The sequence below is a fragment of the Nitrosococcus wardiae genome, from assembly GCF_004421105.1.
Lineage (GTDB): Bacteria > Pseudomonadota > Gammaproteobacteria > Nitrosococcales > Nitrosococcaceae > Nitrosococcus > Nitrosococcus wardiae.
This window is the reverse complement of the sequence record NZ_CP038033.1, coordinates 3,389,641-3,402,488: the sequence shown is the minus strand read 5'-3', so window position 1 is coordinate 3,402,488 and position 12,848 is coordinate 3,389,641. Positions and strand designations below refer to the sequence as shown.

The window sequence follows — 12,848 nt, the reverse complement described above, 5'->3', positions numbered from 1 at the left end:
GAGGATGAAGCGAAAGCGACTCACCTTGGGGTGCATTTCTCAGCCCCAGGCACGAGGTCAAAGGCAATGAACTACGGAGCGACACACGAGCGAATGTCGAGACTGAACGACCCTTCAAACATTGGCGAGAGAACCCTTACTTTTCGGAGTCACGAAAGTGAATAGCGTTTTTATATTAGACACTGATAAAACACCACTGATGCCGTGCAGACCCTCAAGAGCTAGGCGGTTGTTGCGGGAGGGGAAGGCTGCCGTGTATCGAATGCAGCCGTTTACCATCATATTGAAATATCGCGTAGACCCTAGCCCTCAGCCGGTTGGATTCAAGGTTGACCCAGGCAGCAAAACCACAGGACTGGCATTAGTGGGCAATTTCCCTCAACAGGGGCGCGTGGTGTTATGGGGTGCAAATTTGGAGCACAGAGGGCAGTCTGTACGCGATAGGTTAGAGAAGCGGCGCCTATTGCGCCGAGGCCGCAGAGGCAGAAAGACCCGCTACCGTGCGCCCCGGTTTTTGAATAGAACCCGCCCCAAAGGCTGGCTAGCGCCTTCACTGCGATCCCGGGTTGAGAATGTTTCGACATGGTTTAACCGCTTACTCGATAGAGCGCCCATTTCTGAGTGCCACATTGAAACCGTACGCTTTGATATGCAGAAAATTCAGAACCCTGAAATTAACGGCGTTGAGTATCAACAAGGGGAACTGCAAGGCTATGAGGTGCGCGAATATCTGCTGGAGAAATGGGGTAGAAAGTGCGCCTACTGTGGCAAGAATAGCGCCCCTCGGGAAGTTGAACACATCGTTCCTAGATCTAGAGGTGGCAGTCACCGGGTATCTAACCTAACCCTGGCCTGTACTCCGTGCAATCAAAAGAAGAACAGTAAAACGGCCACCGAGTTTGGGTATCCTCAGATCCAATCCAAAGCCAATCGGCCTTTAAAAGATGCCGCCGCGGTCAATGCTACCCGCTACGCCATTGGGGGTGTTATTCAGTCAATAGGGCTGCCGACTTCTTTTTGGAGGGGTGGACGCACCAAGAAAAACAGGATTTCTCAGGGCTACGCCAAAGACCATTGGATTGATGCCGCGTGTGTTGGCGAAAGCGGTGAGCAAGTGACAATCACCAAAGGGCATCGGGCGCTACATATCAAAGCCACTGGTCGCGGCACACGGCAAGTTGTGCTCACCGATAAATATGGCTTTCCACGAGGGAAAGCTGGGAGGTGCAAACGGGTGAAGGGATTTCAAACGGGTGATCTAGTAAGGCTCTCGCAACCAAGAGGCAAGTATGAGGGTATACACACCGGAATACTGGCAAGCATCCGGGCTAACGGCACTTTTGATATCAAGGCCAAGGCCGGGAAGATTTCGGCCAACTGGAAGCATTTCAAACTCATCCAAAGAGGGGATGGTTATGACTACGGGCTTTCGGCTGTCTGAGCCAAACACGGCAACAACAGCATGTCATGCGGCCCTCGCGCTCCGGCTCCGTGCGCCACTGCGTTTCGCATCGTCGCTAGGGGGGCGTCGTGCGTCCCTGCACTTCTTCAAGGCCGTTCTAAAAACTTATTCACCCGGCAGCCTGACAATAGTGAGCCAGAAGTTATCGATGCTTCTCACAATCTGAATAAACTCGTCTAGCTCTACCGGTTTGGTGACATAACAATTGGCGTGTAGATCATAGCTTCTTAAAATGTCCTCCTCATCTCGGGAAGTGGTAAGGACCACCACGGGAATCCGTTTAAGGACAGGGTCCTGTTTGATTTCTTGGAGGACTTCGCGACCGTCTTTTTTCGGTAGATTCAAATCCAGCAGAATGAGATCCGGGCGGGGCACATCGGCATATTGACCTTCTTGGTGTAAGAATTCCATTGCCGCAACCCCATCTTCCACCACATGGAGCTGGTTCTGCATTTTGGCCTCTTTGAGGGCTTCCTGGGTCAAGCGCACATCACCAGGGTTATCTTCTACGAGTAGAATTTCGATATCTTGTCTGGTCGCGGGTATTTTCATTGATGGCGGCTATTCCTCTTTTGCTGGTAACGGCAGGGTGAAGAAAAAGGTGGTGCCTTCGTCTGGCTTAGACTCTAGCCAGATTTGTCCTCCATGGCGTTCCACAATCTTTTTGCAAATGGCAAGGCCAATCCCCGTGCCGGGATATTCCTTTTTAGTATGCAGGCGCTGAAAGAGTAAAAAAATCCGTTCGGCGTATTGGGGTTCAATCCCAATCCCGTTATCGGCCACAGAAAAAACAACCTGGTCTCCTTTTTCTTTAGCGCTAATATGAATTTTCGGTGTCCTTTCCCCCCGAAATTTTAAAGCATTACTGATCAGGTTCTGAAACAGCTGTACTAACTGGGCCTCATCCGCAATTAAAACCGGCAAAGGCTCGACGGCAAGATGGGCATGGGTTTCTTCAATGATGAATCTAAGGCTTTCCAGGACTTTTTGGATGATCTGGTTGCCATCCGTCCTAGTAAAGGGCTTACCCTTCGTGCCTACCCGGGAATAGGCCAGCAAATCATTGATAAGCGCCTGCATTCGAGTAGCTCCATCCACCATGAACTCAATAAACTCATCGGCATCTGAGTCCAGTTGGCCCCGATAGCGACGTGCCAGCAGCTGGGCATAGCTGCTCACCATCCGCAAGGGTTCCTGGAGATCATGGGACGCCACATAGGCAAATTGTTCGAGCTCGGTATTCGAGCGAGTGAGTTCTTGGGTTTGCCGTTCTAGGGCCTTTTGTATCTGTTTGCGTTCAGTAATGTCCCGGATGGCACTGGTAATTAAAAGGCTACCATTAACTTCCATAGGGCTAAGGCTGATCTCAGCACAAAAAAGGCTTCCATCCTTACGTGCTGCATAGAGTTCTCGGCCCTCGCCCATGGGGCGAGTGCGGGGATGTTGGTAATATTCCTGGCGGTATTGTCCATGACCGGCACGATGTTGCTCAGGCACTAGGATCTCAATGGGTTGGCCAATGAGTTCAGCTCGTGAATAGCCCAGCATGTGTTCTGCCATGGCATTCACGAGGACAATGCGACCGTACTGGTCGGATATCACCATGGCATCAGGGGCCGCATCCAGTAACTGACGAAAAGGGATCTGGACTTCCGCTATTATTTCATCGGGACAAGGGTTAGACATTCTATAATCAGTCTTGGAAGTCGTGGTAAAAATATGAATTAGCGCTAATACGGCGCTAACCCATAGTATCACATTGCCACTGTGCAGTTATCTTCTTTTGAAGTCTCGTTTTCAATCATCGCCCGCAGCCGCTTGATAGCCGTTTGCTGAATCTGTCGTACCCGCTCGCGAGTAATCCCAATACTTTGACCGACTTCTTCAAGTGTCTTTGCTTCATATCCATCGAGTCCGTAACGGCGTTTAAGGACCTCCTGTTGGCGCTCAGTAAGCTGCGATAGCTGATGATTAATAGTGGCTTTTTTATCGAAAATTTCCCATAGAATGGCCGGGTTGTTCCTTTCATCCGGGAGTAAATCGGCAAGACAATCTTCATTGTTCTCGCTTAGGGGATCATTGAGTGAAGTCTCCGGGATCTGGAAACTCAGATAGCGTTGGATTTTCTCCAGGGGTTCGTTAAGTGTTTTGGCGATTTCCTCCAAGCGCGGTTCGGTGTTATGGGTTTGCCCCAGCCGTTTTGCTTCCCGTTGATAGCGGCGGATGGTTTTTAAAACATGAACGGGAATTCGAACGGTTCGTACTTGATTCATCAAGGCCCGTTCTATGGCCTGTTCTATCCACCAACTGGCATAGGTGGAAAACCGAAAGCCAAGCTCGGGATCAAATTTTTCCACGGCGTGAATTAGCCCAAGATTGCCTTCTTCAATCAAATCCATCAAAGGCAGGCCCCGGCTAACATGACGGGTGGCCATTTTTACAACCATGCGCAAGTTGCTTTCAATCATGCGGTCACGGGCCTTGCGGTCTCCCCTTTGGGCCAATCGCGCATAATGTTTTTCTTCTTCGGCGCTTAGCAGGGGGGCTTTGCCGGCATCTCGCATATAAAGGTTCTCTAGAGTAAAACCAGCCTCTAAGGTGGGATCGGCGCTATTTTCGATCTCTTCATGATCGACCAAAGTGACCGGGGGATTTGCCGATTGGGAAGAGGGAAATTTTTCGTTCACCATCGCTGCTACTCTCTCTCATTATTGACCTATTTCGCAGCTATTTTATAAGGGCAAACCCTAGCAGCGACTATCCGTAATTCTACGGATAAGGTGATAAAGAGGGAGTGGACGTTTGAATATAACTTTTTAATTTCAAAATAATTATTTGCTTATGCTCGCTTAGCGCAAACGGCAAGTTAGGATCTTTCTAAGACCGCTAGACGGACTAGATCGGCCAGGGATTTCGCCTTAAGCTTCTCCATGACTTTGGCCCGATGGGCCTCGACAGTTCGGATACTAATGTGCAGTTCGGCGGCAATATGCTTGTTCATTTTGCCCTCTGCCAACAGCTCGAAGACTTGCCGCTCCCGCTTGGTTAAACACTCAAGCCGGGCTAGAAATTCCCTAGGGGCATCTTGGGGCTGCCCCTGGTGACTCCCCTCAGATAAGGCTTTATGGATGCGGTCTAATAAAGCTTGGGCGCGGAAAGGTTTTTCGATGAAATCTTTGGCCCCCGATTTCATTGCTTGAACGGCCATAGGCACATCGGCATGGCCGGTGATCATAATGACGGGGAGGTGGATTCCCCGTTGCGGCAACAGCTCTTGCAGCTCGAATCCATCCATGCCTGGCATTCGCACATCGAGTAGAATACATCCCGTGAGTGGGAATTCCCCGCTCTCAAGAAAGGTCTGAGCAGAAGCATAGGTCTTTACATTAAAACCTTCTCCCTTTAAGAGTAAAGCTAATGATTTACGCATTGCCTCATCATCATCCACGATGTATATCGTGTTTTCAGGTAGCATGATGATTATCCTTTGCAGGGGTAATCGGTAGTCTAAACTGGAATGTGGTACCGCTATGGCCGTTGGACGTGACCCAAAGCTGACCGCTGTGGGCCTCAATAATGGATTGGCAAATGGATAGCCCCATTCCCATGCCCTCTTGTTTGGTGGTAAAGAAAGGTTCAAATATTTTCTGCTTGAGGTTATCAGATAAGCCGGGACCCGTATCCTGGACCAGTACCTCAATCGCTGTTTTGCCGACCACTAAAGTCTGAATTTTGAGTTTCCGCTCTTTGCATTGGGCTGTGATCATGGCATCGAAAGCATTGCGCACCAGATTGAAGAGCACCTGCTGAAGCAGAAGATTATCGGCTGTGACCGAGGGAAGGGGCGTCTGCAAGGCCAATTCAATGGCGATGTTTTGCCAGCGCGCTTCCACTTGCATGATATTCACCGCTTCCCGAACCAGTTCATTGATCTCCACAAGTATCCGCTGTTGCTCTTTTTTGCGGACGAAATTGCGAAGATGGCGAATGATTTTGCCTGCCCGCTCGGCTTGGGTGGCAATTTCTTCGAGAATATCCCGCAGAGCTTGAGACGCTGGGGCGTATGGTTCAAGTGTGCGTAAACAAATATCGCTGTAAGTGGTGATAGCCCCCAGGGGTTGATTGAGTTCGTGGGCAATTTCAGCAGCCATTTCCCCAAGCGTGCTTAGGCGTGAAATATGAGCCAGTTCTAATAGACGTTGCTTGGCCAGATCTTCGGCCTGTCTTTGCTCCGTGATGTCGATACCGGTGTAGATCACATATTCCAGGGCACCCCTGGAGTCGAGTAGTGCCGCGCTCGACCAGGCGATGAGATACCGCTCTCCAGCTTTAGCTTGTAAATAGTCTTCATATTTTTTGGGAATATTTCGTGCTTGCAATTGTTTGAATTTTTTTGCGACTCCTTTTTTTGTCTGGTCTGGGGAGGGGGTGAATTCCCAAAAGAACCGCCCCTTAGCTTCTTTGGACGAATATCCGCTGATTTTTTGAAAGGCTCGATTGAGGCGGACAATCTGACCTTGGTGGTCCAGGACAACCACCAAAGCATCGGCGGTGTCCAAGATTGCAGAAGTAAAGTCCCGCTCTTTGCGAAGCAACTCTTCTGTGCGTTTGCGCTGCAAGATTTCCTGTTGAAGTTGACGGTTTGCTTCCTTCAAGTGAGCTGTTCGTTCGGCGACACGTTGCTCTAATTCGTCCTGGGCTTGGCGCAATGCGGTTTCCGTTTGTTTCCGTTCCATGGCATAGCGCAAAGCCCGTCCGACAAGTTGGCCGTCACTTTGTCCTTTGACTAAATAATCTTGAGCCCCCCGTTTCACTGCTTCAATTGCCAGTTCTTCATCGGCAAGGCCACTGAGTACCACGATGGGGAGCTGAGGAGCGGCTTCCTTCACCCGGCTCAGGGTGTCTAGGCCGTGACCATCGGGGAGGGATAGATCCAATAAAATAGCATCGAATGGCTGCTTATGAAGTAATGGTAGGGCTTGGCTGAGCCGTTCTACTGAGGTGGCCTCAAACTGGGTTTCTTTGGCCTCTTGCAGGGCCAGTTGCACAAGCCGGGCATCGCCCGGGTTGTCCTCAATCAGTAGCAGTTTAATCGGAGAGGACCGCATTTTCCTTAGCAGACTCGCTATCAGCCGTTGTCCAACATGGATGGCCTATATTTATATTTAAAATTTATTTATCACGCCATTATAAATACACTAATTAGATATCCCAATAAATCATGGATTTAGTTGTGTTTACCGGGTTTCTGCCTGGCCTTCATGGGAAGAGGCAGTAGTCACATCTTCTTGTTGGTCGGAAACGGTTTGGGTAGCAGAAGAACGTTCCTGCTCTGGGCTGTGGGGTTTTAGCTGGGCTACCCAGAGGGCAGTGGCGCCTGCGACAGCGCTGGGCATCACTAGAAAATTTACCAAAGGAATAGAGTTGGCTAGCATGGTGGCTCCCCCAAATCCTAGCCCTAATAAGCGGTGCTGTTGCAGTTGTTGCCTTTGTTCAGGGAAAGTGACTCCATGGTTCCCCATGGGGTAATCCATATATTGTAGAGTGAGCATCCAAGCGCTGAAAGCGAACCACAGGAAAGGAGCTACAATGTTAAGCCCGGGAATGAAAAATAAGATTAGGAGGGGTATGGCCCGCAGGGTAAAGTAACCGATCTTTTTCAGTTCCATCCAAATGGCGGGGAGCGCTTCCTGAAGCAATGTTTTCCAGGTGCCTGATTGAGAAATCTCCTGACCGGTGAGCTGCCGCTCAACTGCTTCCGCCAGCATTCCGTTGAAGGGAGCAGCAATCAGGTTGGTGAGCATGGAGAAGATAAAAAAGGCCACAACGGCCATGGTGATGGCGAACAGTGGCCAAAGCAACCAGCGTAACCAATCCAACCACTGGGGCAGCAGCGCATCAATAAGAGTGCCAAACTGGGCTGCCCCCAGCCAGATGAGAGTAGCAAAAAGAAGCGTATTAATGGCCAGGGGAATATAGGCGTAGAGACGCAAACCAGGACAATGGATAAGGGAAAGCCCCCGTAAAAGGTAATTCGCACCGACAAGTGTTTGAGTAGCCATGGTTGATTCCTTTTATCTTCTAGTCATAAATTATCTAAGTCGGGGCACGGCGCTGTTGCGCCTGAAGAGCAGGTCAAAGCCCGCTGTGCCAGCAATGCGCTTCCATAAGCCGCTTCGGTCTCACTCGCTATAGTGACGGGGACCTTGAGCATTTGTTCCCTGATTTGGGTCCAAGCGGGATTGTGAGCTCCCCCACCGGTAGTTCTCACCTGCTGAGGAAAAGGAGCGCCAAGGGCCTGGAGTTGCCGGTATCCTTGCGCTTCGATACGGGCGATGCCTTCGAGGATAGCCTGGAAAAAGATAAGATCATCGGGGGGACGAGGAGTGAGACGAGGAGGATACTGGAAGTCGGGGATAGGAAAGCGCTCGCCTTGAGCCGGTAGGGGATAATAGCTTAGCCCCGTGGGCTGTTCCGGCCGTAGCTGTGGCGTCATCTCATCGAGTTGGGCTTGGGTAAAGTATTGCCGCAGGACAGCGCCACCGCTATTAGAGGCACCGCCAGCTAGCCAAAGGTTGCCCAAGCGATGGCTATAGACCCCATATTTTGCGCTGAAAAGGGGGTGCTCAGAGGCTATTTTGAGGGCCAAGGTAGAGCCGAGGGAGGTGACGGCATCACCTGGTTTGCCCGCACCGGTGGCCAGAAAGGCAGCAATACTATCAGTGGTGCCCGCGACCAGGGCCGCTTTGGGGGAGAGTCCCAAGGCCTTAACATGGGCAGGGTGAACCGTGCCGATAATCGTTCCTGGAGGGACCACCGAGGGCAGGAGTTCAGAGCGTGTTCTTACCTGCTCAAGCCAGGCGGGCCATTCTCGCCGACGGGGATCGTATCCCGTTTTGAGGCAGTTATTTTCGTCGCTGAGTCCTAATTTGGCGCCTAAGCGAAAGGCAATCCAGTCTGCTTGATGGAGCAAATACGCGGCTTGGCGGACCTCGGGGCGGGCTTGTAAGTGGAGGAGTTTGGCCAAACTGGAAGTGGCGCCAAAAGCCCCGCTATTGGGAGGCGCTTGTTCGGCAATGAGCTGTGCTTCGGTACGGCTGCGGCTGTCGTTATAGAGTAAGGCGGGGGTGAGAGGGTTCCCTTTTGCATCCACTAATAATACCGTGCCGGAGGTCCCATCCACGGCGAGGGCCCGAACTGCGCTGGCGGGTACCGAAGCAAACAAGCTGCGGAGAGCTTGCTGAACTGCTTGCCACCATTGCTTGGGATCCTGCTCAATGATTTCCCCTTGACGCTGGGGAGGAGGCAGGGAGGCATGACTGCGACCCACGGCAGCCCCTGATTCGTTAATAGCAACCACTCGGCAGCCTGAAGTGCCTAGGTCAATTCCAAGAAAAAGATCCTCGGACATGTCAGGGCAACCGGACAACCTGGGGGGCGTTCCACTCGGGTTGGCGATATTCAGCCACCACGGTGGTGTAGATGCCACCACGCACATTAAATTCAGCCCTAAGGCGCATAAATCGGGGAGTACAGGCAGCGACCAGATCATCTAGGATTTGGTTAGTGACTGCCTCATGGAAGGCGCCTTGGTCTCGATAGGACCAGACATAAAGTTTGAGGGACTTTAATTCCACACAGGCGCGGTCGGGGACATATTCCAGATGCAAGGTAGCAAAGTCCGGCTGGCCCGTTTTCGGACATAAACAGGTAAACTCTGGAATTTTGATCCGAATGGTATAGTCTCGTTCCGGGAAGGGGTTGGGAAAGGTTTCAAGTTCTCGACTCGGTTGGCTAGGCATCTTGCTGTCTCTGTGTTAGCGTTGCGTCTTTCAAATTTGGTTTTATTATCGCTTAAATCCATGCCATGCGCCTAAAGAAAATCAAGCTCGCTGGCTTTAAATCGTTTGTCGATCCCACCAGTTTACCCTTGCCCAGTAACCGTGTAGCCATTGTGGGTCCCAATGGCTGCGGCAAGTCCAATGTGATTGATGCCGTGCGTTGGGTGATGGGGGAAAGTTCAGCCAAGCACTTGCGCGGCGATTCCATGGCTGATGTGATTTTTAATGGTTCGACTTCCCGTAAACCGGTAGGTCAGTGCTCCGTGGAACTGGTGTTTGATAATAGTGAGGGGAGCCTAGGCGGGCAATATGCCACTTACAATGAGATTGCCATCAAGCGGCAGGTTAGTCGAGACGGCCAGTCCCATTATTTTCTTAATAATGCCCGCTGTCGCCGCCGTGATATTACCGATATTTTTCTGGGGACCGGCCTGGGGCCACGGAGTTATGCCATTATTGAACAGGGCATGATCTCTCGTCTTATCGAGGCTAAGCCTGAGGAGCTGCGTGTTTTTCTGGAAGAAGCCGCGGGGATTTCCAAATACAAGGAGCGCCGGCGGGAGACTGAAAACCGCATGCAGCATACCACAGAAAATCTTAATCGCATTAATGATTTAAGAGAGGAAATTGGAAGGCAGCTCAATACTTTGCAGCGCCAAGCAAAAAATGCAGAAAAGTATCAAGAACTTAGGCGGTTAGAACGGGAAATCAAAGCTCAAATTCAGGCCCTGCGTTGGCAGGCATTGGATGAGGAAGGACGCAAACAAAACCAGGACATTGAGCGAAAAGAGACTCTCTTGGAGGGGCGCGTAGCGGATCTGCGGCAAGTAGAAGCCCGCTTAGAACAGCAGCGAGACGCGCTCCATCAAGCTCGGGATAAGGCGGCTGAAATTCAGGAGACCTACTATAGTCAGGGGACCGAGATTGCCCGATTGGAACAGCAACTTCACCATGAACGGGAGCAGTGGGCGCAGCACCAGCAGGAGCAGGAGCAGATAGAGCATCAGTTGGCACAGGTGCAACAGACTCAAGAGGAAAAGCGAGCGCTGATTGCACAGACTCAGCAAGCCCTGGTCAGCCATGCGGAATCCCAGGCAGGGGCACAGCAACAATGGCAGGCCGCCCAGCAATGGTTGGAGACTACGGAAGCCTCCATGCAGGATTGGCAGGTGAATTGGGAAAGTTTTAACCAGCGGGCAGCAGAGCCGACCCAGAGGGCCCAAGTGGAGCGTAGCCGACAACAGCAGCTAGCACGACAGCAACAGCAACTGCAACAACGCCGGGCCCGCCTTGAAGAGGAGACCCATCAACTGGGCCAGAATGATGATGGGGAGGGGGTGGATGAGTTACGAGAAGAGCGGTTTATCCTAGAGCAACAAGTGGCCCAGCAGCAGGAAGCGCTTGCCCGTTCTACTGCGCAGATTTCCGAGCATCGAGAGCAAGAGAAGCAACTTTCTAGGAAACTCCATAGCCAGCAAGGACATTTGCACCATTTACAGGGCCATTTGACCTCTTTGCGGTCGCTACAGCAGGCTGCCCTTGGCCGCGGCAAGGACGGAGTTGGTGCCTGGTTAGAGCAACAGGGCTTGGCGGAGAGTTCCCGCTTGGCAGAGGTCCTGAGGGTTGAGCCGGGATGGGAGCAAGCGGTAGAGCGGGCTTTGGGAGTGTACCTGGAAGCTGTTTGCGTGGCAGGCTTGGAGCCCTTGACCCATAAGGTTCTGAATTTAGAAGCTGGCTCTCTTATCCTGTTTGACACAGCCGCTTCAGCCCAGGCCAACCGAGCGGAGGCGGGAGTCCCCTTGTTAAGCAAGCTCCAGGCTCCATGGCCTTTGGATTCCTTACTGGGGGGAATTTACGCGGTGGAAACCCTGGCCGAGGCATTTGCTTTGCGGGCCCGCCTTGCTCCGGGGGAATCGGTCATCACCCGCGACGGCGTTTGGCTTAGCTCCTGCTGGTTAAGCTTGGTCCGAGAGAGCGATGAGAAGTCAGGGGTGCTGGCCAGGGGGCGGGAGATAGAGAATTTGCAACAGGAAGTTGCCCAATGCCAGCAGGAGGTGGAGAGCCTTGAGGAACAGTTAGAGGGCGTCCGTAGTCGTCTTCATGCCTTAGAGGGCGAACGGGAGCAGCATCAAGATGCAACGCACCAGTTGCAACAGAAACTAGGAGAGCACCAGTCCGCCTTGGCACGGGCGGAGGCCCAGCAGGAACAGCAGCGTCTTCGCCGGAGGCGGGTGGAGGAGGAACTAGAAGAGCTTCAGTTCTATTTGGCTGAAAATGAACAAGAGCGGCAACTAGCCGAAGAACAGCTCCAAGAAGCGCTGATAGACATGGAAAACCTTGCCGAGGAGCGAGAACGGCTGGTGGCGGAGCGGGATCGGCTGCGGGCGGCGGTGGAGCAAGTTCGCACTGAGGCGGGGGCAGCAAAAGATACCCTCCATCGATTGGAAATGGAAGGGCAGACTCTCCAGGTGACCTTGGAATCGGCCCAGGAAGCCACTGCTCAGGCCCGTCGGGAGTACAGCAAGCTGATCCAGCGTCGGGAAATGTTGGAAGCCGCTCTGGCGAGTGGCCAAGGGCCCCTGCAGGAACTGCAAGCTAGGCTGGAGACCCACTTGCAACAGCGGATGAGGATCGAGCATCAGTTAAACCAGGCGCGGGAGCAGGTAACTACCCTGGAAGCCGAGTTGCAAGCCAGGGAAGAGGAGCAGCGCCAAATTGGAAAAGCCATCGAGGAGCAGCGAACCGCTTTGGAGCGGCTCCGCGTTGATGGACAAGCGATTCAGGTGCGGGCACAGACTCTGAGAGAACAATTGCACGAAGACGGCTTTAACCCTGAGCAAATATTAGGGAATATGCCTGCAGGCAGTGAACTGACTGCCCTGGAAGGAGAATGCGAGCGCATTGCCCAGCGCATTCAGCGCCTAGGTGCCATTAATCTGGCCGCTATTGATGAATACCGGGTTCAAGCGGAGCGGGAACAATACTTGGACTCTCAATATACCGATTTAACTGAAGCGCTGCAAACCCTAGAAAATGCCATTCAGCGCATTGACCGTGAAACCCGCAGCCGTTTCCGGGACACCTTTGATAAGGTCAATGGCGGTTTGCAAACCCTATTTCCCAAGCTTTTTGGGGGGGGGAAAGCCTACTTAGAATTAAATGATGATGATTTGTTAAACACGGGTGTTAAGATCATGGCGCGCCCTCCCGGTAAACGAAACAGTACTATCCATTTGCTTTCAGGGGGAGAGAAGGCGCTGACTGCAATAGCGCTGGTATTTGCTATTTTTCAACTCAATCCTGCGCCCTTTTGCATGTTAGATGAGGTGGATGCCCCTCTTGACGATGCCAATGTGGGGCGCTTTTGTGAATTGGTGAAGGAAATGTCAGAAAAGGTGCAATTTATTATGGTGACTCATAACAAGACTACCATGGAGATGGGGCACCAGCTGACGGGAGTAACCATGCATGAGCCTGGCGTCTCACGCTTGGTTGCGGTGGATGTGGATGAAGCCGTGCAACTAGCGGCCGTTTAGTGAGGGAGT

Annotated in this window: 10 protein-coding genes; 2 read left to right on the top strand and 8 right to left on the bottom strand. The window is 52.2% G+C overall.

Going from position 1 to position 12,848, the window contains the following annotated elements; all coding sequences use genetic code 11:
• Window positions 1-157: 157 nt before the first annotated feature.
• Window positions 158-1,441 carry an RNA-guided endonuclease IscB gene (iscB, locus tag E3U44_RS16070; protein WP_134359115.1) on the top strand — a complete coding sequence of 428 codons (1,284 nt, stop codon included), beginning with the start codon at window positions 158-160 and terminating at the stop codon, window positions 1,439-1,441.
• Window positions 1,442-1,567: 126 nt separating this feature from the next.
• Here iscB and E3U44_RS16060 read toward each other — a convergent pair whose 3' ends face one another.
• From E3U44_RS16060 to queF, 8 genes are all read right to left on the bottom strand, one after another.
• A complete protein-coding gene (locus E3U44_RS16060; RefSeq protein ID WP_166805106.1) occupies window positions 1,568-2,014 on the bottom strand; it encodes a response regulator in 447 nt (148 codons plus the stop codon).
• Between the two features lie 9 nt (window positions 2,015-2,023).
• Window positions 2,024-3,148 carry a sensor histidine kinase gene (locus tag E3U44_RS16055; RefSeq protein WP_240761579.1) on the bottom strand — a complete coding sequence of 375 codons (1,125 nt, stop codon included), beginning with the start codon at window positions 3,146-3,148 and terminating at the stop codon, window positions 2,024-2,026.
• Window positions 3,149-3,216: 68 nt separating this feature from the next.
• Window positions 3,217-4,152 (bottom strand): sigma-70 family RNA polymerase sigma factor, encoded by a 936-nt coding sequence (locus E3U44_RS16050; RefSeq protein ID WP_134359113.1) that lies wholly within the window; start codon window positions 4,150-4,152, stop codon window positions 3,217-3,219.
• 176 nt (window positions 4,153-4,328) lie between these two features.
• Entirely contained in the window at window positions 4,329-4,937 is a 609-nt protein-coding gene (locus E3U44_RS16045; protein WP_134359112.1) for a response regulator transcription factor, read from the bottom strand.
• The gene (locus E3U44_RS16040; RefSeq protein WP_134359111.1) at window positions 4,927-6,570 is read right to left on the bottom strand and encodes a hybrid sensor histidine kinase/response regulator; all 1,644 of its coding nucleotides are present in this window, start codon (window positions 6,568-6,570) and stop codon (window positions 4,927-4,929) included. Before E3U44_RS16040 ends, E3U44_RS16045 begins: the two co-directional genes overlap by 11 nt.
• 129 nt (window positions 6,571-6,699) lie before the next feature.
• On the bottom strand, window positions 6,700-7,524 hold the full coding sequence (gene cysZ, locus E3U44_RS16035; RefSeq protein ID WP_134359110.1) for a sulfate transporter CysZ: 825 nt from the start codon (window positions 7,522-7,524) through the stop codon (window positions 6,700-6,702).
• 23 nt (window positions 7,525-7,547) lie between these two features.
• Window positions 7,548-8,873 (bottom strand): FGGY-family carbohydrate kinase, encoded by a 1,326-nt coding sequence (locus E3U44_RS16030; RefSeq protein WP_134359109.1) that lies wholly within the window; start codon window positions 8,871-8,873, stop codon window positions 7,548-7,550.
• 1 nt (window position 8,874) lies between these two features.
• Complete coding sequence (gene queF, locus E3U44_RS16025) at window positions 8,875-9,264, bottom strand: preQ(1) synthase (protein ID WP_134359108.1); 390 nt, start codon at window positions 9,262-9,264, stop codon at window positions 8,875-8,877.
• Window positions 9,265-9,329: 65 nt separating this feature from the next.
• Here queF and smc point away from each other — a divergent pair, with 65 nt between their 5' ends.
• Window positions 9,330-12,839, top strand: a complete 3,510-nt coding sequence (gene smc, locus E3U44_RS16020) for a chromosome segregation protein SMC (RefSeq protein WP_134359107.1) — start codon at window positions 9,330-9,332, stop codon at window positions 12,837-12,839.
• Window positions 12,840-12,848: the final 9 nt, after the last annotated feature.

What these genes read in the sequence shown, in the direction of transcription:
- E3U44_RS16050 (WP_134359113.1), bottom strand. Translation starts at nt 4,152, where the DNA reads ATGGTGAACGAAAAATTTCCCTCTTCCCAATCGGCAAATCCCCCGGTC.
- cysZ (WP_134359110.1), bottom strand. Translation starts at nt 7,524, where the DNA reads ATGGCTACTCAAACACTTGTCGGTGCGAATTACCTTTTACGGGGGCTT.
- E3U44_RS16040 (WP_134359111.1), bottom strand. Translation starts at nt 6,570, where the DNA reads ATGCGGTCCTCTCCGATTAAACTGCTACTGATTGAGGACAACCCGGGC.
- E3U44_RS16030 (WP_134359109.1), bottom strand. Translation starts at nt 8,873, where the DNA reads ATGTCCGAGGATCTTTTTCTTGGAATTGACCTAGGCACTTCAGGCTGC.
- E3U44_RS16055 (WP_240761579.1), bottom strand. Translation starts at nt 3,148, where the DNA reads ATGTCTAACCCTTGTCCCGATGAAATAATAGCGGAAGTCCAGATCCCT.
- smc (WP_134359107.1), top strand. Translation starts at nt 9,330, where the DNA reads ATGCGCCTAAAGAAAATCAAGCTCGCTGGCTTTAAATCGTTTGTCGAT.
- E3U44_RS16060 (WP_166805106.1), bottom strand. Translation starts at nt 2,014, where the DNA reads ATGAAAATACCCGCGACCAGACAAGATATCGAAATTCTACTCGTAGAA.
- queF (WP_134359108.1), bottom strand. Translation starts at nt 9,264, where the DNA reads ATGCCTAGCCAACCGAGTCGAGAACTTGAAACCTTTCCCAACCCCTTC.
- E3U44_RS16045 (WP_134359112.1), bottom strand. Translation starts at nt 4,937, where the DNA reads ATGCTACCTGAAAACACGATATACATCGTGGATGATGATGAGGCAATG.